The organism is Tianweitania sp. (assembly GCF_032053605.1).
In the GTDB taxonomy this organism is placed as follows: Bacteria; Pseudomonadota; Alphaproteobacteria; order Rhizobiales; family Rhizobiaceae; genus Tianweitania.
On the sequence record NZ_DAMBUH010000062.1, the window covers coordinates 1 to 20,959 of the forward strand.

Sequence of the window (20,959 nt, forward strand, 5' to 3'; positions counted from 1 at the left end):
CAAGGCGATGCGGACCCTGTCCTCGCTCGCGCAATGGGATGAAAGCCCGACCTTGCCCGGCATGGACGATTTGCCGCGCAAGCTGATGGCGCTGCCTCAAGAAGACGGCATCGTGGCCGACGATCGCAAGGTCGTGAGCGCCGCCGCGACGCATGAGGCGACCTTCACCAAGCCGTACCAAATGCATGGTTCGATCGGACCATCCTGCGCGCTTGCCGTTATGACCGACGGCGTGACGACGGTTTGGACGCATACGCAGGGCGTTTATCCCGACCAGAAGGCGATATCGCAGATGCTGCGCGTGCCGATCGAGCAGGTGCGCGTAATTCATGTGGAAGGCTCCGGCTGTTACGGCCACAACGCCGCAGACGATGCCGCAGCTGATGCGGCGTTGCTGGCGCAGGCTCTACCGGGCCGGCCCGTGCGCCTGCAATGGATGCGCGAACAGGAACATGCCTGGGAGCCGTATTCGCCGGGCATGGTCACCAAGGTGCGTGCCAGCACGGACGCAAATGGCAATGTCGTCGACTGGACCTATGAAGTCTGGAGCAACAGCCACAATTCGCGGCCGGGTCCGGCGGGCAATCTCTTGCCGGCGCGTCACATCGCCAATGGTTTCGAGCCGGAGCCGGCCAAGCTACAGATCACGCCGGAAGGAAATGGCGACCGCAATTCCAACCCGCTTTACGCCTTTCCAAGCCGTCACGTCGTATGGCACTTCCTGAAGGAAGCGCCGCTGCGCGTTTCGGCGCTGCGCGGCCTTGGCGCTTACATGAATGTGTTCACCATCGAGAATACGATGGATGATCTGGCGGCGGCAGCGAAGGCCGACCCTGTCGAGTACCGGCTGCGTCATCTTCAGGACGAGCGCGCGCGCGGCGTGGTGACGAAGGCGGCCGAGATGTTCGGCTGGAAAGCGGGGCAGACTGCGCCGCAGAACCACGGCTACGGCTTCGCCTTTGCCCGCTACAAGAACCTCGCCGCTTATTGCGCCGTCGCGATGGAAGTGATGGTCGAGCCGGAAACTGGCCGTGTCCGTATCCTGCGGGCGTCAAGTGCAGCGGATGCGGGCGAGATCGTCAACCCGGACGGCATCGCGAACCAGATACAGGGCGGCATTGTGCAGTCTGCGAGTTGGACGCTGTATGAAGGCGTGACCTTCAACGATACGCGCATCACCAGCGTGGACTGGTCGACCTATCCGATCATGCGCTTCGACGCTTTGCCGCCGAAGATCGACGTGGAGATCATCCCGCGTCCCGGTACGCCCTTCCTCGGGGCCGGCGAGTGCAGCCAAGGGCCGGGCGGTTCGGCTTTGGCGAACGCGATCAGCAATGCGATCGGCCGGCGCATCTTCGACCTGCCGCTCAGCCGCGAGAAGATCAGGCAGGCGGCTGGGCAGGCTTGAGTTTGGTCAGTCCTTGACGCTGATCGGAGGCACGTCCATCAAGGCAAGCGGGTTGAGGTCGGCGTCGCGGATCTTGGTCAGGTTCTGGAGCATGGCCTTGGCATCGGCCTCGCCATAGGCGCGACGGCTAATGCCATAAAGCGCAACACCTTTGCCGCCCTTTAGCGGTGCGTACCGGTAGGCGTTCCATTCCACCACAACCGGATCGGCCTGGAGATCGCTGAGGACGAAATCGACAACGATGTTGCCGGTCTTCTCATTGTGGAGGATCGCGTAGTTGACGACGGGGTCGGTGGCTTTGCGCTGTTTCAGAAAGTCGATCTGCGCACTTGCCGACTGCGCAGGGGTGATCGAACCCGTCACGGCTTCGACAAGGAACATGTCCTTGAAGGTTTCGACGCTTTGGCCGGCCGGGACATATTCCTGCTTGGTGTAGTCGGCGGACGGCTTTGACGACCAAGCGAGCGAGTAGGACTTGTTCTGGAAGGTGATCGGGCCAGGGACGTTCAGTCGATCGACCTTATCGGCATCTTGCGCTGCGACATGGCTGGCCAGCATCGTCAATGCGGCGACAGCGATCGCGCGGGTCCATTTGGTCAGCATTTTCCCCCCTTCGACTGTTCGGCATCGTTTGTACACGATGCCGGTGCCGCGCCAAGCTATGTCATGGCGCGACGGAAGGAGTTCAGCAGGATAAAGCCTCGCACCCGGTTTGTCGCGCGTGAAGTCTGGTACTTGAGCCGATCAATATTGCGGCGGCTGGCCGACGGCGTCGATTTCCAAGCCGAACTTGGCGCCGGCTTCCTTGATCCCGTTGAACTGCTGCTGGATCTCGTTCATCGTGGTAATCGCGAACTTGGCAAGTTCCGTCTGCGGCGAGTCCGAAGCCTGCTTCTGGTAGAGTGCGACCAGACGTTGGTGAACGCGCATCTGCCAGCTCACATATTCCTTGTCGAAAGCCTCGCCATCCAGACCCTGCAGGCGCTGGATGTCGGCGTCCCAGGCACGGCCGGCATCCGGCTTCACATCGGGAGTCTGGAAGCGAGCCGCTTCTTCCTGCAGGCGCTTGCTCAAGGCTTCGTGCTTGGCAACCAGCTCGGTGCTGAGCGCCTTCAAAGCGGGATCGCTCGCCTTTTCAGCGCCGAGCTTGGCGGCTTCGATCTCGGCCAGACTCATATTGTTGGCGTGCTGGAGAAACTCCTTGTCTGCGGCAGGCAGCGCCTGGCCTTCCTGAACGGGCAGGGCCGGCGTCGTGTCGGGCTTCAGCGAGTTCTGTGCCAAAGCCGGGGCTCCGCTCAGCAGCAGGCTGGCTAGGACGATGGTGGATTTATTCGGCATGATGCCTGCTCTCCTCGTTGACGCAGTGACCGGGTTAACTCGTGATCTGGCGGTAAATGGCGGGCAGGGCGGCCGGCAGGCGCGCGATGTCTTTGACGATCGCGTAGCCGCCGGGCCCGAAGATGTGGGGCACGTAGTCCCGGGCATTTTCGTCCACGGTCACGCCGAAGACGCGCAAGCCCAGTTTGCGCGCTTCCCAGATGGCGTGGCGCGTGTCCTCGATGCCGTAGCGGCCCTCATAATGATCGACATCGTTCGGCTTGCCATCGGTCAAAAGCAGCAGCAGCCGGTGCTTGAAGGGCCGCTTTTCCAGTTGCTTGCTGACATGCCGGATGGCTGCGCCGATGCGAGTATATTGCCCGGGCTTCAGCGCCTCGATGCGGCGGATGACACGAGCGTCGAGCTTTTCTGAGAAACCTTTTACGGTCGCCACCGTCACATTCTGCCGGCGACGCGAGGTGAAGGTGAAGATGGCATGCTCGTCGCCGCAGGCGGTGAGGCCGTGGGTGAGGGCGAGGAGGGCGCTTTTCTCGACATCCAGCACGCGACGTTCCTGAATGTAAGCGTCGGTCGAGAGCGACACGTCCATCAGCACGGCAAGTGAGAGATCGCGCATCGCTGCGCGAGCTTGGAGGAACACGCGCTCGGTGCCGGCACCACCCGCCGAACGATCGGCGATGTCGCGCACGACCATGCCGAGGTCGAGCTCGTCGCCGTCGGGCTGCGCATGGAAGGTTTGGCGTCGCGGCCTCAGGGCTTCGAAGCGACGGCGCACATCGCGGATCGTGCGTTGCATATCCGCATCCGGCGACCAGTCTTCGCCTTCTTCCTGCGCGGGGATGGCATGGACGCGGCAATAATCCTTGAGATAGCGCCCCTGCTTCCAGTTCCATTCGGGATAGGTGCAGTCTTCCGCAAGCGTCGTCGTGTCGGCCTGCCGCGGTGCGAGATCCAGATCGAGCTTCAGGCGTGTCGCGGCGCGCTTGGAGTTCGCGCCGATGGTGAGTTCGGGCGTGTCTTCCGCCGCTTGTCTTGCGCCTTCCTCGTCATCATCCTCGACGCTGCGATTGACGTTGATCATGTCCGCGAGGCTGAAGATTGTCTCGAAGCGATGCAGGATCAGCGGATCGCCGCGATCGCTCTTGTCGCTCGACTTGCGCACGGCCTTGCGGCGGCGGCTGTCCACCTGCATGCCATCGCCGCCGGCTTCATCCTCATCGCCGGCGGCAGGGCTTTCCTCGTCCCGCGTGACTTCGCCCCACAGCGGCACGGGTAGGTAGGTGCGGTAGGCCGAGGTCAGGCCGGAGCCTTCGAGGAGGGCATTGTCGCGCCAGATGCGGGGCGAGAGGTCCACCCCTTGCACGAGGGCACCAATGATCGCCTGTTCAAGCTTGGCTTCGAGCTGCGGCAGATGGCGTTTCGAGCGGACGGCGAGCGTGGCCTGGCAAAGCTGCGCATAAGTTGCGCGCAGGCCGGGCCAGGCGGCAAGCGTTGCCTGTGTGGTCAGCGCTGCCGCATGTAGTCGCTCGATGTCATCATGCAGGAGATTGCCGGTTGCGGGGCCGGGCGCTACGGCATGGGCAAACCAGCCGGCCAGCCATTCATACAAAGCGATGTTGTCTGCGCGGTTGGGAAAGACGTCGATCGCGCCGGGCAGCCGCAACGTGTTGAGATCGAGTGTCGGCCGCTCCATCACCTCTTTGCCGAGGCCCAGCGCCTGGCGCATGTTGAGCCTGTGGTTGGACTCGGAATGGGCCGTCGCGGCAAGGCGGATCGCGCCGCTGCCGCCGAGTGCCCGGAACAGCAATCCGAGCCGCTCGCGCATCTCATCCAGGCTGACCCGCGCATCCGGGTAAGCGCGATAGGTGGTGGAAGCGCCGACCAGCCGGTGCCAGTAACGCCCGACCGTTTCTTCCGGCTCGAACGTCCAGAACCCCATCAGCCGATCGCAATCTGTGCAACGCGCACGAGGCCGTTGAGGATTTCCGGGTCATCCGACAAGGGTTCGAGCAGCGCGACGCGCACGGAAGTATCCATGTCGAGCCCGGCCTTGATGAGGGTCGCGCAATACACAATCAGGCGGGTGGAAGCGCCTTCCTCAAGGTCCTGTCCCTTGAGATTGCGCAGGGCATCCGCGACCTTGACGAGGGCGATGCAGCGATCCTGCGCCAGGCCGCTTTCGCGCGACACGATGGCCGCTTCGGCTTCGAGCTTTGGGAAGTCGAACTGCAGAGAGATGAAGCGCTGGCGGGTGCTCGGCTTCAGCGTCTTCAGGACGTTCTGGTAGCCGGGATTGTAGGACGCGACCAGCATGAATTCCGGCGGTGCCTGCAAGGTCTCGCCCGTTCGCTCCAGCGGAAGCGTGCGGCGGTCATCGGTGACGGGATGGAGCACGACGGTGACGTCCTTGCGCGCTTCCACGACCTCGTCGAGATAACAGATCGCGCCTTCGCGCACGGCGCGGGTCAGCGGGCCATCGACCCAGACCGTATCGCCGCCTTTCAAGAGGTAGCGGCCGGTGAGGTCGGCGGCGGTCAGATCGTCGTGGCAGGATACGGTATAAAGCGGCCGGCCGAGCTTGGCTGCCATATGGGCGACGAAGCGGGTCTTGCCGCAGCCCGTTGGACCTTTCAGCAGCAAGGGCAGCTGGTTGCGGTAGGCATGCTCAAAGATCGCGCATTCCGCGCCGACCGGAGCGTAAAAGGGTATGTTGGTCTCGGGCAGTGCCGAAACGGAAGCGAGTGAAGTCGGCATGGAAGGTGAACTCCTGGGAGCAGGCGGGCCTTCGCCCGCCCGCAAGGGGGTTATTCGGCAGGCTGCAGGGCCACCTGGCGAGCAGGACGCTCCTGACGAGCCGGACCGTAGATGGAGTAAAGGAACATCAGGGCGGAGATCACGACCACCGCGCCCGTACCCAGGCGCATCCAGTAGAACAGGACGAGTTGGTCCTGCACTTCCATGTAGGTCATGCCCAGCACGCGCTGCAGGTGAACCTGAACCACACCGGCGAAGGTGAGCACGAAGGTCATGAACGCCATGCCCGACGTCATCAGCCAGAAGCTCCACATGTTGAGGATCTGGTTGTAGGGCTTGCGGTTGCGCAGATATGGCATCGCATAGGTGATCATCGCGAGGTTCAGCATCACATAAGCGCCGAAGAAAGCGAGGTGGCCGTGCGCTGCGGTAACCTGCGTGCCGTGGCTGTAGTAGTTGATGAACGACAGCGTGTGCATGAAGCCCCACACACCGGCACCGAAGAAGGCGCCGATCGTGCAGCCTAGCGACCACAGCATGGCAGCGCGGTTCGGATGGTCGCGACGGCCCTTCCACACCATGGTGAAGGCGAAGATGACCATGGCGAAGAACGGTGCCACTTCGAAGGTCGAGAAGATCGAACCGATCCACTGCCAGTAACCGGGCGCCCCGATCCAGTAATAGTGGTGACCGGTGCCAAGCAGGCCGGAAAACAGGGCCAGGCCGACGATGGCGTAGAGCCACTTCTCGATGACTTCGCGGTCGACGCCCGTCATCTTGATCATGAGGAAGGCGAGGACCGACGCCATCACCAGTTCCCACACGCCTTCCACCCACAGATGGACCACGTACCACCAATAGACCTTGTCGAGCGCGATGTTCACGGGGTTGTAGAATGCGAACAGCCAGAAAACGGCGATGCCCCACATGCCCAGAAGAAGGACGTTGCCGATGGCGGTCTTGCGGCCGCGCAGGATCGTCATGGAAATGTTGTAAAGGAAGATCAGCGCCACGACGACGATCGCGCCCTTGATCCAGAGCGGCTGTTCCAGGAACTCACGGCCCTCATGGATGCCGAACAGGTATCCGATCACGGCAGCGACCGCGCCGAACATCAGCAGGCCGAGCTGGATATAAGCGAGCATCGGACTTTCAATGTCACGCTCGGCTTCTTCCGGCACGAGGTAATAGGCGCAGCCGAAGAAGCCCATCAGCAGCCACACGATTAGCGCGTTGGTGTGGATCATGCGCAGGATGTTGAAGGGGATGATGTCTGCCAGGAAGTTCGGGAAGACGTAGACCGTTCCGGCAACCACGCCGACCGTGACCTGCAGGGCGAACAGGATCATCGCGCCTGTGAAGTAGTAGAACGCTACGCGTTGTGTTGGATATTTCATGGTGTTGTTTCCTCAGCCCGCGTCGTTGGGCGGCCAGTTCTGCGTGTTCACGCGACTGGTGAATTCCAGAAAATCGATGAGATCGTTGAGCTGCTGATCGTCCAGGTGGAAGTTCGGCATCTGGCGTCGGCCTTCCGCGCCGCTCGGCTGCGATTGCATCCAGGCGATCAGGGCTTCGCGCGCGCTTTGCGGATCGTCGCGGCCGCCATAGCGCACCCAGACATTGCCGAGTTCGGGCGCGAAATAGGCGCCTTCGCCTAACAGGCTATGGCAGTTGATGCAGGCATTCTGCTCCCAGACATGCTTGCCGCGCGCCACGCTGTCGGTGAGCGTCGCCTCATCCGTGCTGTGGGTTCGTATGTAGAAATGTGTGTGGCCGGTGAGCGCAACAAAGGTGACGAAGAAGAATATCGATCCCCCGTAAAAAATGTTGCGCGCCGCCGCCTTGGTAAATCGCTCGCTCATCTGGCTGGCACCCTTCCTGCGATCATTCGCATTCATGCGTAAGACGCGGTGTCCCCGCCGCGCTTGGATGCAGACCTAAAGGGCCGGCCGGACCCGTTCTTTGCGCTGGCGCAAAGAACTTCAGCGGAGATGGCGGTTGAAGGAGGTCCACGGACGATGCGGCGGAAACACAGGAGATCGCTCTGAGCGACGAGGACGAAACGGCAGGCGAGATCGCAGGAGACAGCGACATCTTTGCCGGCCTGCCGGGCAATCCGATGATCTGGATTCTGATCCTCGGGGAACTCGGCGTGTTTGCCGTCCTGCTGGTTGGATTCTCGGTGGCGGGGTTCTTGAATCCGGACGTTTTCAGCGCCGGCCAAGCGCATCTTCACCCATTGCTGGCTGGTGCGAATACGGTCGTGCTTTTATCCAGCGGCGCGCTTGTCGCCGCCGCTACACGGCGCTTGTCACAGGGGCTGTCGTTTCGCGCCTACCTCGCCGCGGCGATGGCGGTGGGCGTGGTGTTTCTGGTCATCAAGGGCACAGAATACAGCGCAATGTTTGCGGCTGGTTTCGGCATCGAATCGAGCACCTTCTTCCAGCTTTACTTCCTGGTCACCGGCTTTCACGCGCTGCATATCGTGTTCGGCCTCCTGCTGCTGGCGATCGGGGCGTGGCAGCGCGATCTCGACACCTTGGAAACAGCGGCTGCGTTCTGGCACCTGCTGGATCTCCTGTGGGTGGTGATCTTCCCGGTCGTGTATCTGCCGCGATGAGTACAATCGCGAAAGCATGGCTCGCCCTGATGGCTCTGACGGCCGGAACCCTGGCGGTCGTTTCGCTTGCCAGCCACCATCTGCCGCATGGCTTGCTGGCGTTCACCGTGTTCACGGTTGCGGGCGTGAAGGCCTGGCTGATCCTGGTCTGCTTCGTGGGAATCGGTCGGGATGCGCGCGGCTGGCGGACGATCCTCGTGGTCTATCTCATGATCCTTTGCGGACTGCTGGTCGCATTTAACGCCGTCAGCTGCGCATCAGCCGGCCTTTGAATGGCAACAAATTGAGGAAACGAGCATGAACCAAGCCTGGGGCCTGATCGCGGCGGTGCCCGCATTGCTGGTCATGATCGCCTTCATGTACCGGCAGGGCGCAATGCCCGGCGTTGGCGCTATCGCTGCGGCCGGGATGACGATCGTGATCGGCGCTTTGCTGTTCTGGTCGTGAGGCGAGCTGACGGGTTAAAGCTCTTCTTCCGCGGCAGGCTCTTCGACATCGGGCTCATCACGCGGAACTTCGACGGCGGGGTTTTCGATCCCAGGATCTTGCTCGTCGTCCAGCACCGGCGGAACATCCGGGCCTTTCATCATGGCGCCGTTGACGGAGACGGAACCGTCGCGTGACGCTACAACGAGCCATTCGAGCCCGCCATTCGGTCCGGGCTTCGATAGGCCCTTCGCCATAGCCAAGGCGCCGACCGCCTGGTCGAGGCTAGGATCGGTTTTCGCTGCCTCCTGCAAGGTGGCGATGGCCTTGTCGAGGCCGGGCGTGGTAATGGTCATGTTGGACTGCGGCAGTCCACCCACAAAGCTGGTGTCGCCGCTGAAGCTCAGTTCCAGATCACGCGACCGGAACCGGCTGGGTTTCAGCTGACTGCGAATGCGGTCGACGGCGAGCACACCCAGGATCTTCTCCTCAGCCGCCGGGCTCAGTGCTGGATCATTGCCCAGCTGGATTTCGCGAAGCAGGATATCCGATGCCGTGGCGAGATCTGCGCCGGATACCGCAAAGCCGAGTTCCACGAGATCGGGGATGAAGCCGGCCCTCCAGGCGGGAAGCTGCGGAATGTCCAAGGTCAGACCATCCAGCGCCAAGTCCACGTCGAGCGAGGCGTTCGTGCTGATACCGCTTGCTCGCATTGTCTGCCGCAGGGTTTTTGCCTGCATTCTGCCGTAGCCAATGTCGATGCTGGCGTCGCGCGCATGCGCTTCGCCTTGGAGGTCGGTCCACAGCGGCAGGATGGCTCGGATCTTTGTTTTCAGCTCCGCACCCAACGGCCCCCGCAGGGCCGCGTTGGCATCGGCATCGAGTTCTTCGATATGCTTGAGGAGGAGTGTGTAAAGATCGAGGACGGCGCGTGTGTGGGCTGCCTTCACATCGACCTTTGCGCTAATTTCTTCCGCACGCATATCCGCGCTCATGGCAAGCGGATATTCGTCCGACCCATCGGGTATATGGACGGATGCTGACTGCGCAAAAGCGTCGTAGGTCTGGCTGAATGCGATGTCTGCCAAGCGGGTGCCGGCCGGCGACGACGTCATGGTCATGGTCGTTGCAAAAATACCGGCCGTGCTGCTGGAAAGCCCATCGCTCGACTCGCTGGAAATGGTTCCCGTACGGCTCGCGGCTGACAGGAAGCTCGCGATCTCAGGCGAATAGATGCCTTTGAAAAGAAGCGAATCCTGCTTGTATTCCGAGTGCTGCTTATGGCCCTCCAGTTCGAAATCAGTGGAGAACTCGACCGGGCTCTGGGTGAACACGTTCCAGCTTCCATCAGTGCGCTCACTGACGACGATGGAGATCGGCGCGAACTTGATTGATGTGCCCGACAATTCGACCAGGTAGGCTGCCGGATCAAGCGTGATACGGTGGCCGGCGGGATCTGGTTCGACGCGCAGGATCTTCTTGTCAAAGGGAAGCGCCGTCACATAGGACGTCAGAGCTTCCTGCAGCTTCAACGCCGTCTGCGCTGTTCCCGCAGTCGCGGGTTCCGGTGCCGTGCCAACCTCCTGCGCAAAGGACGGCGGCGTGAGCCAGGTGGTGATCGCCAGAGCGGCTGCGGGCAGAACGGATCGACGCGCCATGTTGACTTTCCTTGCTTCTCAGTCGTGCGATCGAGGCTGATCGCTCATGCGGCCCTTGAGGCTTTTGCTTCCAGCTCACGCCGGGCGTAAGCCGCCTGGAGATAACGGCCGATCAGCTCATGGAAGTCGTCGGGCTTCATGCCGCGGATGCCCATGGCGCCGAGCGTGACATCCCGCTTACGACGCTGCACCTTCGTGTAGACCGACCACCGCTTGGTTTTGGGCAAAGGCGCGTGCTCGTGCAGGGTCAGCACCAGGGCGAACCGCTGCGAAGCATATACGCCGTAAGTCGCGATGTCTGTCCAGGCGATCGGGGCATCCAGACGCGGCGAGACCAGCGTGTCGCGTGTCAGCACCATCAGTGGCGTCTCGATCCGACGCGATAGGGAGTAGGCATAGAACGCGAAACCCAAACCAATGAGCGCTGCAAAACCACCGATGATCAGGCGGGCAGTGCCTACGCCAAGCTGATCAACGAAAACGAACAAGGCGATGGCAAGGAAGATGACTGCGACGATCGCCATCATCCAGATCATAGCCTTGATATTGTCGTAGATGACAACCTCGTCCTCAACCACACTCGCCGCCGCGTCCTCGAGTTCCTGGCGATACTGTGTCTGGAACTGCTGGGCTTCACCGAGGAAGTCTGTGCCGAGGCTGGTGCAGAAAGCCGTCCAATCGCGAAAACCTTTCTGGCCAAACGAGGCTTGATCGGCTTCCGGCCGCCGCGTTGCATGCGCGAGAACGGCTTCGTCCAGTGTTACGCCGAGTGCCGCGATACGCTGGCTGGTTGGCGGATGGCTATCGGTGGGATGCGGCTGGCGGTCTTCCAGATGCTCAGCCGGATCGGACAGGCCTTCGCGGCGGACCAGTTCCGCGATCTCGGCTACCAGATTAGCGCCGCTGGCTTCCGGACGCTGGAAGGCATTGTCGAGGCCGGCATGCACGGCCGGCGCCGCAATGCTGCTGCGGATCAGCGCGGACACAGCGCCCTTGGGCCCGCTGACAAGGCTGCCCTTCTTGTCGGCCTCGAATTCGCGCAAGCGGCTCCAATGGGCGACCGCGACGTCCAGACGACCAACCGCGTGGAAGCCTAAACGAAGTGCTGGCTGCACCACGAACTCGCCGCCTTTGGCAAATTGCAGAGCGTTCAGTGCCCGCCACAAACCGGCATAGATCGGCGCAAAGCGCGTGCTGTAGCGGGTATCATCACCGGTGAAATGCGCCAGCTCGTGCCCGACGATTGCCGCGATTTCGGCGGTATCGAGCAGCTCCAGATGCGGGGCGGGCAGATGAAGGGTGCGCCCTTCCAGAAGCCGGTCTTCCGGCATTAGATGAACGGGAGCTTCGGTGACGTAGAAACCATCGGTGAGACCGACAATGATGGTGTCCGGCACGACGGCTTCCTGGCGGCGGCCTAGCTCGCGCACGAAGCGCCACAGACCCGGCGCATCGGCTTCGCTGACGATGCGCGCTTTCACTTCCATCGGCTCCGGCGTGAACAGCGCAAACACCTGGCGCAAGCCAAGAACGGCAGTGAAAGCGCCATAAACGGCGATGCCCGCCAGAACCAGCGCGCCGCCAACCAGCTTGATGCCGTTACCCGACACACGCTCCCAGAACCACAGGCTGAGCGATTCAAACAGCGTGCCGCAGAAGATCGCCACGCTGAAGCCGACGATCACGGCCGCCAGCAGGAAAGGCAGGATGAACCGCAAACGCTCGAAGCTGAGGATCAGCTGGTCGCGCGATCGTTTCGCCCGAACGCCTGCCAAACCGGCGGCGGCTAGGCCGATCAGGGCCGCGATCAAGGCGACAACGCTGCCGATCACCGTGCCCCAGGCCAAAGGCGCGCGCACCTTGGCGACCTGCAGATCCGTGTTGATGCCATCGACGGCACCCTCGAGTTCCGCCTGCGCCATCGAAGCCGTCATGGAGCGGGAATCGTCGCCATCGCCGAACTGCAGCATGGCCATCGGCTCGGTCGCGGCGATCTCCCGCACCTTTTCCAGCGTTTGCGGCAGGTCGGTGGCAAGTGCTTCATAGTTTTCCAGCACTACGCCGGAGCGTTGGATCTGCCACGCACCCAAGGCTGCCAGTGCTGCCGGCACCACGATCAGCCAGAGCACCAGACCGACAGCCGGTGAGCGCTTCCAGAAGGGGAGATTGCTTGTTGCAGCCTCGTCCGATGACATGTGTATGCTCCCCCGACCGACCTCTCAATCAAATCACACAGGAGCCCGACGAGGCTGATGATGCCGATTTGATGTTGGCCCGTGGTTTGCCGCCACCGGCCTCTCAACTGACTTTGCGGTTATGCGCTTCAAGCAAGCTGCGCAAGATCGTAGATGCAACTTCCAGAAGAAAAATAGAAACCGTGGATTGTTTTCCGCCACGTGCAAGCAAGCCTTCGACTAAAGACGCAGGCATAGCGTGACCTAGATCAAGACTTGCTGCAAAACCTATTTAAAAGCGGCTTAATGCGACGATGTCAGGCAAACCGATCTGGCGCATGACCCTCTTTCTCGCCAGCTTTGCTCATTTGCGCCACCAATTCACTGTACCGCGTTGCAGGCGATCCGGAGATCATCCGGCGATCACCTCGACAAAATTTTGGTGGATCCAGCCGGACCGACAAGGTCCGGTGTAAGGCTTTGCCTCATCCGAATAAGCGTCCGTGCCGCAATCAACGGTGGCATCATCGGGTGGATAGATGACGCCGAGCCATGGACTGCGCTCATCGCAGATGAAGATGTCGGCACCGGACGCGAGCCGGGCAATCTCCGTGTACTTGCCGCCAGGTCCGCTGCGCACCGAAAGGAAATTGTCGCCCCTCGGATCGAGCCCGGTCACGCGGCCAACGCTGTTGCAGGCATCCATGATGCCATCCGAACCGGCGGTAACGGTAACGCTTGGGGTTGCGCTCTCGGCTTTGGCAGCCGCGAGGGACGCGCAAAGGAACAGCAGGGCCAAGGCACATGCGCCGCGCGACCGAATGAAACCTGCTTCGAACATGATCGTATCCTCTCTTATCCAGATGCCATCATCGGTCGCTTTCAAGCAAGGTGACTGGTTAGGAAAGCGCCGATTTTTTGTATGCGTTTTCGCGCGTCCCCAGCTGCGATCATCATCACATTCCTATGCCGCGGCCATGACAGGCCAATCGATATCCTATGGCGCTCGTCCGACATTTGGGCGGCCCGCATCGGCGGGTCACGCAAGAGGTCAAGAGAATGAGTGTCATTCACCGTTGCGACGATGATCAAAGGTCGACCTGTACCTTCATCATCTGCTGCACCCATGAGAGCCAATGGCTCGTTTCCACGCCCGATCGCAGCACCGGCGGATTTTTCCGCTCGGCTGACGAGGCCAGGCGCTTCGCGCGAAGCGAGGCCCGGTCGCACAGCCATGGCGAGGTGATCGTCATGGGCGATGACGGGTTTGACGTCGAGACGTTCGAGCAAGCCCGCAAAGCCAATGTGTTTCACCTGGATGCTTCGCGCAACGCCGCGCCGGGACATGCGTCATGATCCTTCCCAGAGGAACGTTCACCGCGTTGGTCACCCCCTTCCGCGAAGGCCGCATCAATGCTAGCGCTTATGACGCCGATATTGCCAGGCAGATCGCGGCCGGCATCGACGGGCTGGTTGCCTGCGGCACCACGGCCGAAACGCCGACGCTGGACGAGATGGAACGCGACTGGCTGATCCGAGCTGTCGTGGTCGGCGCGGACGGCAAGGTTCCGGTGGTCGTTGGAACCGGAACCAACGCCACCGCAAGCACCATCACCGCAACTCGCCATGCCCGAAAGCTCGGCGCCGATGCCGCGCTTGTGGTGACGCCCTATTACAACCGCCCCTCGCAGGAAGGGCTGTTCCGGCATTTCGAAGCGGTAGCGCTGCGCTCGGATTTGCCGATTATCCTCTATAATGTTCCAGCACGAACCGGTGTCGACCTTTCAGTGGAGACCGTTGCGCGCTTGAGCGAGATGGAAGAGATCGTCGGCATCAAGGATGCCAGCGGCGATCCCGAACGCTGCCGCGCCATCAAACAGCGGGTGCCGGACAATTTCCGCGTTTACTCCGGTGACGACAGGACCGCCTGCGATGCGATGCTTGGTGGTGCCGACGGCGTCATATCGGTGATCTCGAACGCCTATCCTGAGGAATGGAGTACGCTTCGCGCGCATGCTCTGTCCGGCGACGAGATCGAAGCCCGATGGATGCTGAGCGTATTCGAGGATCTTCTCGACGCGCTTTCGCTGGAAACCAATCCCTGCACGATCAAATACCTGATGTCGTTGAGCCATCCCAGCCATTCGACCGAGGTGCGGCTACCGCTGGTGCCGGTGATGGCCGAAACCGCAGCGCGCATCCGGCAGGGGCTGGATACGGCGACGAAGCGCCTGTTGAAGGCAAGCGAGCCTGGTGACGATCAGCAGCTGCGCCTCGATCCCGCGCGATATTCCTCGCGATGGCCAAGCCTGCCGATGTCGACCATCCGGTTGAAAGCTAGCGCGACCAAGCATGGGGAACAGGGGTCTAAACAGGTGCGGCCATGGTGAGATGGCCTATCATGCCCGATCACCTTCAGCACAGCCGTTCGATGGTCAGGATTGAACGCCGGCCTGACCGACGCTCCGTGCAGGCGGACAGTCCGAATGAGCTTTGGATCCTAGTCCGGCTTGCCGTGATCGCCGTCTTGCTCGTTGCCGTCACCGCGCTTGTGCGATGGAGCGCGCTTTGATCCTGTTCTGGAAGATCTGACATGCCTAAAACCGAATGGGTGGCGATCTTCATGATCGTCTCGTTGTTCGTCAGCGTCGTCAGCATCCTCATCATGCTGAACACGTAGGCAGTGCCATGTCGACGCTGTTCTGAGCCCGGTACAGCCTAACCGGCTTCCATATATGAGAATCCTATTTCTTCGGCTCCCACCCTGTCTCGAACCCCTATGCGGTTCGGACCGATATTCCCGTCATCATCAACCTGCCGCGCATGGGTCGAACCTGCGCGGCAATTTGCTTCCGCGCGCCGGTTTTCGACGCCGGGAAGCAGCCATCAGGAGTGGGACATGGATCTCGTCATGGTCGGACTGACCGTCGCGTTCTTCGCACTGTCGTTCGCTTACATCCAAAGCTGCAGCAAGCTGTAGAGCCAAAGGCCCGATCGATGCTCATCGACTACATTCTCGGCGCGGGTGTCGCCGTCTTCATCTTCGCCTACCTCACTTACGCGCTCGTTCGTCCTGAACGGTTCTGAGCCGTAGCGACCATTCTCTGAAAGCAACGGCCATGACCCTTAACGGTTGGATCCAGATCCTGATTTATTGCGGGATCATCATTCTTCTCGCGAAGCCGCTTGGCGGCTACATGACGCGTGTCTTCAATGGCGAGCGCACGTTCCTTTCCTTCGCGTTCCGTCCGGTTGAACGCGGGCTTTACCGCCTGGCCGGTACCAGCGACGGCGAGGAACAGCATTGGACGGCGTACTCGGCCGCATTGCTGTTCTTCAGCCTTGCTGGCGTGGCAGTGCTCTATCTGCTGCAGCGGTTCCAGGGCGCTTTGCCCTTCAATCCTGCGGAGATGCCGTCGGTCGCGCCGGACCTCGCCTTCAACACGGCGGTGAGTTTCGTCACCAACACGAACTGGCAGGCATATGGCGGCGAAAGCTCGTTGTCTTATCTCACGCAGATGGCGGGGCTGACGGTGCAGAACTTCGTGTCCGCAGCGAGCGGCATCGCCATCGCGGTGGCGCTGATCCGCGCCTTCTCGCGCAAGTCGATGCAGACGCTCGGCAACTTCTGGGTCGATATCACCCGCGCCATCCTCTACATCCTTTTGCCGATCTGCGTGATCGGAACGCTCGTTCTCGTGTGGCAGGGCGTGCCGCAAAACCTCAGCCCCTACACCACGGCCACCACGCTGGAAGGCGCGCAGCAGGTGATCGCTCAGGGTCCGGTCGCCTCGCAGATGATGATCAAGCATCTCGGCACCAATGGCGGCGGCTTCTTCAACGTCAACGCCGCGCATCCGTTTGAAAACCCGACGGCACTCACCAACCTCATCCATATGGTCGCGATCTTTGCGATCGGTGCGGCATTGACCAACGTGTTCGGCCGCATGGTCGGCAATGAGCGTCAGGGCTGGGCGATCCTCGCAGCCATGGGCGTGTTGTTCATCGCCGGCGTAGCTGTTTGTTACTGGGCGGAAGCCGCCGGCAATCCGATCGTCCATGCGCTTGGCCTGGATGGCGGCAACATGGAAGGCAAAGAGGTGCGCTTCGGCGTCGCCGTGTCGGCCTTGTTCGCGGTGATCACGACGGCAGCGTCCTGCGGCGCGGTGATTGCCATGCATGACAGCTTCACCGCGCTCGGCAGCATGATCCCGATGATCAACATGATGCTGGGCGAGATCGTCATCGGCGGTGTTGGTGCTGGTCTTTACGGCATGCTGCTGTTCGTGGTCGTGTCGATCTTCGTGGCCGGCCTGATGGTGGGTCGGACGCCGGAATATGTCGGCAAGAAGATCGAGGCCAAGGAGGTCAAGATGGCGATGCTCGCGCTTCTCATCCTGCCTTTGGCGATGTTGGGCTTCACGGCGGTAGCGGTTGTCCTGGAAACAGGCGTCGCGTCGATGGCGAACCCAGGTCCGCGCGGCTTCAGCGAAGTGCTGTACGCCTATGTCTCGGCGGCCGCGAACAACGGTTCGGCGCTTGGCGGCCTGTCTGCGAACACGCCTTGGTACAACATCACGCTCGGTCTCGCGATGCTGATCGGTCGCTTCGCGATGATCGTTCCAGTTATGGCGATGGCCGGTTCGCTGGTGGCGAAAAAGGCGGTTCCGGCTTCCTCGGGCACGTTCCCGACCACGGGCCCGCTGTTTGTCGGCCTCCTTGTCGGCGTGGTGCTGATCTTCGGCGGGCTGGAATTCTTCCCGGCTTTGGCCGTCGGACCGATCGTCGAACATCTCGCAACGATTGCAGGCCAGACCTTCTGACCGAAACGGTCATGGCCCTCTCGCTCAACCAGGTTCGGTGTCTCCTTTATCCGCGCTCGCACTTGCCCACGCGAGAAGGAAACACCGTCCCGAAGCCACGCAGCATCCTCCTGGGTATGACCCTGGTGATGCTGGCACTCGGGACCCTGGCCAAAGCGCTCACCCTGATTTTCACGGCGACCTGAATGATCGCGCTGCTGTCACAAGACAATTCCCGCTGGAGTCTCCTATGAGCCAGTCCAAATCCGCGAGCCTTCTGGATGCTCGCATTCTCATACCCGCTTTATCCGGCGCCCTGCGCAAGCTCGACCCGCGCAGCCTGGCCAAGAACCCGGTGATGTTCGTGGTGGCCGTGGTCGCCGCGCTGACCACCGTCCTCCTCGTCAAGGACCTTGCAACCGGCTCTCCAAGCCTCGGCTTCTCCTTCCAGATCGTGCTGTGGCTGTGGTTCACCGTGCTGTTCGCCAACTTCGCCGAAGCCGTTGCTGAAGGGCGTGGCAAGGCGCAGGCGGACTCGCTTCGCCGCACCCGCACCGAAACGCAGGCCAAGCTCCTGCCGATGGGTTCGGGCAGCGACTTCAAGACCGTTCCCGGCACCAGCCTCAAGGTGGGCGATATCGTGCTGGTGGAAGCCGGCGACATCATCCCGTCGGATGGCGAGGTCATCGAAGGCGTGGCGTCCGTCAATGAAGCGGCCATCACCGGCGAGTCCGCACCTGTTGTCCGTGAATCCGGCGGCGATCGCTCGGCGGTGACCGGCGGCACTCAGGTTTTGTCGGACGTCATTCGCGTACGGATCACGGCGGCAGCCGGTTCGACCTTCATCGACCGGATGATCTCGCTGGTGGAAGGTGCGGAACGGCAGAAAACGCCCAACGAAATTGCGCTCAACATCCTGCTCGCCGGCATGACGCTGATCTTCACCTTTGCGGTGGTGACCATCCCGAGCTTTGCATCGTATGCCGGCGGCAGCATTTCAGTGATCGTGCTGGTGGCGCTGTTCGTGACGCTCATCCCCACCACGATCGGTGCGCTTTTGTCGGCGATCGGCATTGCCGGCATGGACCGCCTGGTGCGCTTCAACGTGCTGGCAATGTCCGGCCGTGCGGTGGAAGCGGCGGGTGACGTTGGCACGCTGCTGCTCGATAAAACCGGCACGATCACGCTCGGCAACCGTCAGGCCACCGAGTTCCGGCCCATTCGTGGCGTCGAGGCTGCCGAACTGGCCGACGCTGCACAGCTTGCATCGCTCGCTGATGAAACACCGGAAGGCCGCTCCATCGTCGTTCTGGCTAAGGAGAAATACGGCATCCGCGCCCGCGACATGGCCAGCCTGAATGCCAGTTTCGTACCCTTCACCGCGCAAAGCCGCATGAGCGGCGTGGACTTTGACGGGTCCTCCATCCGCAAGGGCGCGGTCGAGTCCGTGCTGAAGCATGTGGGGCTGACAGGCAGCCAGGAAGAGCGCGACACGCAGGCGATTGCCGACGCTGGCGGTACGCCGCTCGCGGTGGCCAAGGACGGCCGGCTGCTCGGCGTGATCTACCTTAAGGACATCGTCAAGGGCGGGATCCGCGAGCGCTTTGCGGAACTGCGCAAGATGGGCATTCGCACGGTGATGATCACCGGCGACAACCCGATGACGGCGGCGGCAATTGCGGCCGAGGCCGGCGTGGACGACTTCCTGGCTCAGGCGACGCCCGAGATGAAGCTCGAGCTGATCCGCGACGAACAGGCCAAGGGCAAGCTGGTCGCCATGTGCGGCGACGGCACAAACGACGCACCGGCGCTGGCGCAGGCCGATGTGGGCGTTGCGATGAACACCGGCACGGTGGCCGCGCGCGAAGCGGGCAACATGGTGGATCTCGACTCCGACCCGACCAAGCTCATCGAGATCGTGGAAATCGGCAAGCAGTTGCTGATGACGCGTGGTGCGTTGACCACCTTCTCCATCGCCAACGACGTCGCCAAATATTTCGCGATTATTCCCGCGATGTTCCTGGCCTTCTATCCGCAGCTGGGTGCGCTCAACATTATGGGGCTGGCGACGCCGGAAAGCGCCATCCTGTCTGCGATCATCTTCAACGCGCTCATCATCGTGGCGCTGATCCCGCTGTCGCTTCGTGGCGTGAAGTATCGCGCTGTCGGTGCCGGCGCGCTTCTGTCCCGCAACCTCCTCATCTACGGTCTTGGCGGCATCGTCGTGCCTTTCGTCGGCATCAAGGCCATCGACATGGCGATCACCGCGCTCGGCCTCGCTTAAGGAAACATCATGCTGAAACAGCTCAAACCCGCGATCGTCATGATCGTCGTTTTCACCATCCTCACCGGCCTCATCTATCCGCTGGGCATGACCGGCCTTGCGCAGGCGATCTTCCCCGCACAAGCCAATGGCAGCCTGATTGAGCGTGACGGCCAGGTCATCGGCTCCACGTTGATCGGTCAGGCGTTTACGGGCGAGACCTACTTCCACGGCCGTCCGTCGGCGGCCGGCGATGGCTACAATGCCGCGAGCTCCAGCGGTTCCAATCTAGGGCCGACCAACCCGAAGCTGATCGACCGCATTCGGACAGACACGGAAGCGTTCAAGGCGGAGAACGCGAACGCTGCCGTGCCGATGGATCTGGTAACCGCGTCGGGCAGTGGCCTCGACCCGCACATCTCGCCGGAAGCCGCTTACTTCCAGGTGGCGCGTGTGGCACGGGCCCGCAACAAGGATGAAGCCGCGATCCGCTCTCTGGTCGATAGCCATGTCGAAGGGCGCCAACTCGGCTTCCTGGGTGAGCCTGTCGTCAACGTGCTCGCCTTGAACATGGCGCTGGATGCCAGTGCGGCGCAGTGAAGACACGATGAAGACTTTGACCGGCATCTTGTTCTACATGAGATGCCGGCTTTCACGCGTGATGCGGGCGGTGAGGTGAACCAGCTCTGATGGTGGATGATGATCTGAACGACGCCGGCCGGCCATCGCCCGATGCCCTGCTGGAGGCTGCCAGACGCGAAGGGCTTGGCCGGCTGAAGATCTTTCTCGGCGCAGCACCTGGCGTCGGCAAGACCTACGAGATGCTGATGTCCGGCCGCGCCCGAAAGGGCGACGGCCTTGATGTCGTGATCGGCGTGGTGGAAACCCATGGGCGCAAGGAAACGCAGGCGCTGCTCGATGGCTTCGAGATCATCCCGCGCAAGGCAATGCCCTATAAGGGCCAGGCGCTGGAAGAGATGGACCTCGATGCCATCCTCGCGCGCCGGCCGGCGCTCGTTCTGGTGGATGAACTCGCCCACACCAACGCGCCCGGCAGCCGCCATCCCAAGCGATACCTCGATGTTCAGGAGCTGCTCGATCGCGGCATCGATGTATATTCGACACTCAACATTCAGCATGTCGAAAGCCTCAACGATGTCGTTGCGCAGATCACGCGCATCCGGGTGCGTGAGACGGTGCCGGATTCGATCATCGATCGCGCCGACGATATCGAAATCATCGACGTCACACCCGACGATCTCATCAAGCGCCTGCATGACGGCAAGGTCTATCTTCCCCGGACGGCCAAGCGCGCGATCGAGAACTATTTTTCGCCCGGCAATCTGACGGCCTTGCGCGAACTGGCGCTGCGACGCACCGCGCAGCGGGTCGACGACCAGCTGCTGCGCCATATGCAGTCCCACGCCATTGCCGGTCCGTGGGACGCAGGCGAGCGCGTGCTGGTTTGCGTTGACGAACAGGTACGCGGCCCGGCGCTGGTACGCTATGCTAAGCG

19 protein-coding genes and 1 pseudogene are annotated in these 20,959 nt (G+C 61.9%); 10 read left to right on the forward strand and 10 right to left on the reverse strand.

Going from position 1 to position 20,959, the window contains the following annotated elements; all coding sequences use genetic code 11:
* The coding region (locus RTX98_RS13780; RefSeq protein WP_312797276.1) for a molybdopterin cofactor-binding domain-containing protein at positions 1 to 1,408 on the forward strand (1,408 nt) is incomplete at its 5' end.
* Positions 1,409 to 1,414: 6 nt separating this feature from the next.
* Here the strand turns inward: RTX98_RS13780 and RTX98_RS13785 are convergent.
* The 6 genes from RTX98_RS13785 to RTX98_RS13810 all read right to left on the reverse strand — a co-directional run bounded on the left by RTX98_RS13785 (position 1,415) and on the right by RTX98_RS13810 (position 7,362).
* On the reverse strand, positions 1,415 to 2,011 hold the full coding sequence (locus tag RTX98_RS13785; RefSeq protein WP_312797278.1) for a hypothetical protein: 597 nt from the start codon (positions 2,009 to 2,011) through the stop codon (positions 1,415 to 1,417).
* Positions 2,012 to 2,152: 141 nt separating this feature from the next.
* Entirely contained in the window at positions 2,153 to 2,746 is a 594-nt protein-coding gene (locus tag RTX98_RS13790; protein ID WP_312797280.1) for a DUF4142 domain-containing protein, read from the reverse strand.
* A gap of 34 nt (positions 2,747 to 2,780) precedes the next feature.
* On the reverse strand, positions 2,781 to 4,685 hold the full coding sequence (locus RTX98_RS13795) for a nitric oxide reductase activation protein NorD (RefSeq protein WP_312797282.1): 1,905 nt from the start codon (positions 4,683 to 4,685) through the stop codon (positions 2,781 to 2,783).
* A complete protein-coding gene (locus tag RTX98_RS13800; RefSeq protein ID WP_312797283.1) occupies positions 4,685 to 5,500 on the reverse strand; it encodes a CbbQ/NirQ/NorQ/GpvN family protein in 816 nt (271 codons plus the stop codon). Before RTX98_RS13800 ends, RTX98_RS13795 begins: the two co-directional genes overlap by 1 nt.
* Positions 5,501 to 5,550: 50 nt before the next feature.
* The gene (locus tag RTX98_RS13805; protein WP_312797284.1) at positions 5,551 to 6,897 is read right to left on the reverse strand and encodes a cbb3-type cytochrome c oxidase subunit I; all 1,347 of its coding nucleotides are present in this window, start codon (positions 6,895 to 6,897) and stop codon (positions 5,551 to 5,553) included.
* Positions 6,898 to 6,909: 12 nt separating this feature from the next.
* A complete protein-coding gene (locus tag RTX98_RS13810; RefSeq protein WP_189507582.1) occupies positions 6,910 to 7,362 on the reverse strand; it encodes a c-type cytochrome in 453 nt (150 codons plus the stop codon).
* A gap of 290 nt (positions 7,363 to 7,652) precedes the next feature.
* On the opposite strand from RTX98_RS13810, the gene RTX98_RS13815 reads away from it, so the two are divergent.
* Genes RTX98_RS13815 through RTX98_RS13825 form a run of 3 tightly spaced genes read left to right on the forward strand, consistent with a single transcriptional unit; the run spans position 7,653 to position 8,567 of the window.
* Positions 7,653 to 8,120 (forward strand): cytochrome c oxidase subunit 3, encoded by a 468-nt coding sequence (locus RTX98_RS13815; protein WP_312797285.1) that lies wholly within the window; start codon positions 7,653 to 7,655, stop codon positions 8,118 to 8,120.
* The gene (locus RTX98_RS13820; RefSeq protein WP_312797286.1) at positions 8,117 to 8,392 is read left to right on the forward strand and encodes a cytochrome C oxidase subunit IV family protein; all 276 of its coding nucleotides are present in this window, start codon (positions 8,117 to 8,119) and stop codon (positions 8,390 to 8,392) included. The genes RTX98_RS13815 and RTX98_RS13820 overlap by 4 nt, the downstream gene beginning before the upstream one ends.
* A gap of 25 nt (positions 8,393 to 8,417) precedes the next feature.
* Positions 8,418 to 8,567, forward strand: a complete 150-nt coding sequence (locus RTX98_RS13825) for a hypothetical protein (protein WP_189507588.1) — start codon at positions 8,418 to 8,420, stop codon at positions 8,565 to 8,567.
* Between the two features lie 14 nt (positions 8,568 to 8,581).
* On the opposite strand, the gene RTX98_RS13830 is transcribed toward RTX98_RS13825, so the two are convergent.
* From RTX98_RS13830 to RTX98_RS13845, 4 genes are all read right to left on the reverse strand, one after another.
* Entirely contained in the window at positions 8,582 to 10,204 is a 1,623-nt protein-coding gene (locus RTX98_RS13830; RefSeq protein WP_312797288.1) for a hypothetical protein, read from the reverse strand.
* Positions 10,205 to 10,248: 44 nt separating this feature from the next.
* Positions 10,249 to 12,399 carry a M48 family metalloprotease gene (locus RTX98_RS13835; RefSeq protein ID WP_312797290.1) on the reverse strand — a complete coding sequence of 717 codons (2,151 nt, stop codon included), beginning with the start codon at positions 12,397 to 12,399 and terminating at the stop codon, positions 10,249 to 10,251.
* 391 nt (positions 12,400 to 12,790) lie between these two features.
* Complete coding sequence (locus RTX98_RS13840) at positions 12,791 to 13,219, reverse strand: integron (protein WP_312797292.1); 429 nt, start codon at positions 13,217 to 13,219, stop codon at positions 12,791 to 12,793.
* 41 nt (positions 13,220 to 13,260) lie between these two features.
* The gene (locus RTX98_RS13845) at positions 13,261 to 13,725 is read right to left on the reverse strand and encodes a hypothetical protein (RefSeq protein ID WP_312797294.1); all 465 of its coding nucleotides are present in this window, start codon (positions 13,723 to 13,725) and stop codon (positions 13,261 to 13,263) included.
* 5 nt (positions 13,726 to 13,730) lie between these two features.
* Here RTX98_RS13845 and dapA point away from each other — a divergent pair, with 5 nt between their 5' ends.
* The 6 genes and pseudogenes from dapA to RTX98_RS13875 all read left to right on the forward strand — a co-directional run.
* A complete protein-coding gene (gene dapA, locus RTX98_RS13850) occupies positions 13,731 to 14,768 on the forward strand; it encodes a 4-hydroxy-tetrahydrodipicolinate synthase (RefSeq protein ID WP_312797295.1) in 1,038 nt (345 codons plus the stop codon).
* Between the two features lie 607 nt (positions 14,769 to 15,375).
* A complete protein-coding gene (gene kdpF, locus RTX98_RS13855; RefSeq protein ID WP_312797296.1) occupies positions 15,376 to 15,465 on the forward strand; it encodes a K(+)-transporting ATPase subunit F in 90 nt (29 codons plus the stop codon).
* A 32-nt stretch (positions 15,466 to 15,497) separates the two neighbouring features.
* On the forward strand, positions 15,498 to 17,201 hold the full coding sequence (gene kdpA / locus RTX98_RS13860; RefSeq protein ID WP_312797297.1) for a potassium-transporting ATPase subunit KdpA: 1,704 nt from the start codon (positions 15,498 to 15,500) through the stop codon (positions 17,199 to 17,201).
* 229 nt (positions 17,202 to 17,430) lie between these two features.
* Positions 17,431 to 19,464 carry a potassium-transporting ATPase subunit KdpB gene (gene kdpB / locus RTX98_RS13865; RefSeq protein ID WP_312797298.1) on the forward strand — a complete coding sequence of 678 codons (2,034 nt, stop codon included), beginning with the start codon at positions 17,431 to 17,433 and terminating at the stop codon, positions 19,462 to 19,464.
* 9 nt (positions 19,465 to 19,473) lie between these two features.
* A complete protein-coding gene (gene kdpC, locus RTX98_RS13870) occupies positions 19,474 to 20,043 on the forward strand; it encodes a potassium-transporting ATPase subunit KdpC (RefSeq protein WP_312797299.1) in 570 nt (189 codons plus the stop codon).
* An 89-nt stretch (positions 20,044 to 20,132) separates the two neighbouring features.
* Positions 20,133 to 20,959: pseudogene (locus RTX98_RS13875) on the forward strand (two-component sensor histidine kinase); the annotation flags it as partial.

What these genes read in the sequence shown, in the direction of transcription:
- RTX98_RS13785 (WP_312797278.1), bottom strand. Translation starts at nt 2,011, where the DNA reads ATGCTGACCAAATGGACCCGCGCGATCGCTGTCGCCGCATTGACGATG.
- RTX98_RS13790 (WP_312797280.1), bottom strand. Translation starts at nt 2,746, where the DNA reads ATGCCGAATAAATCCACCATCGTCCTAGCCAGCCTGCTGCTGAGCGGA.
- RTX98_RS13795 (WP_312797282.1), bottom strand. Translation starts at nt 4,685, where the DNA reads ATGGGGTTCTGGACGTTCGAGCCGGAAGAAACGGTCGGGCGTTACTGG.
- RTX98_RS13800 (WP_312797283.1), bottom strand. Translation starts at nt 5,500, where the DNA reads ATGCCGACTTCACTCGCTTCCGTTTCGGCACTGCCCGAGACCAACATA.
- RTX98_RS13805 (WP_312797284.1), bottom strand. Translation starts at nt 6,897, where the DNA reads ATGAAATATCCAACACAACGCGTAGCGTTCTACTACTTCACAGGCGCG.
- RTX98_RS13810 (WP_189507582.1), bottom strand. Translation starts at nt 7,362, where the DNA reads ATGAGCGAGCGATTTACCAAGGCGGCGGCGCGCAACATTTTTTACGGG.
- RTX98_RS13820 (WP_312797286.1), top strand. Translation starts at nt 8,117, where the DNA reads ATGAGTACAATCGCGAAAGCATGGCTCGCCCTGATGGCTCTGACGGCC.
- RTX98_RS13825 (WP_189507588.1), top strand. Translation starts at nt 8,418, where the DNA reads ATGAACCAAGCCTGGGGCCTGATCGCGGCGGTGCCCGCATTGCTGGTC.
- RTX98_RS13830 (WP_312797288.1), bottom strand. Translation starts at nt 10,204, where the DNA reads ATGGCGCGTCGATCCGTTCTGCCCGCAGCCGCTCTGGCGATCACCACC.
- RTX98_RS13835 (WP_312797290.1), bottom strand. Translation starts at nt 12,399, where the DNA reads ATGTCATCGGACGAGGCTGCAACAAGCAATCTCCCCTTCTGGAAGCGC.
- RTX98_RS13840 (WP_312797292.1), bottom strand. Translation starts at nt 13,219, where the DNA reads ATGTTCGAAGCAGGTTTCATTCGGTCGCGCGGCGCATGTGCCTTGGCC.
- RTX98_RS13845 (WP_312797294.1), bottom strand. Translation starts at nt 13,725, where the DNA reads ATGTCCCGGCGCGGCGTTGCGCGAAGCATCCAGGTGAAACACATTGGC.
- dapA (WP_312797295.1), top strand. Translation starts at nt 13,731, where the DNA reads ATGATCCTTCCCAGAGGAACGTTCACCGCGTTGGTCACCCCCTTCCGC.
- kdpF (WP_312797296.1), top strand. Translation starts at nt 15,376, where the DNA reads ATGCTCATCGACTACATTCTCGGCGCGGGTGTCGCCGTCTTCATCTTC.
- kdpA (WP_312797297.1), top strand. Translation starts at nt 15,498, where the DNA reads ATGACCCTTAACGGTTGGATCCAGATCCTGATTTATTGCGGGATCATC.
- kdpB (WP_312797298.1), top strand. Translation starts at nt 17,431, where the DNA reads ATGAGCCAGTCCAAATCCGCGAGCCTTCTGGATGCTCGCATTCTCATA.
- kdpC (WP_312797299.1), top strand. Translation starts at nt 19,474, where the DNA reads ATGCTGAAACAGCTCAAACCCGCGATCGTCATGATCGTCGTTTTCACC.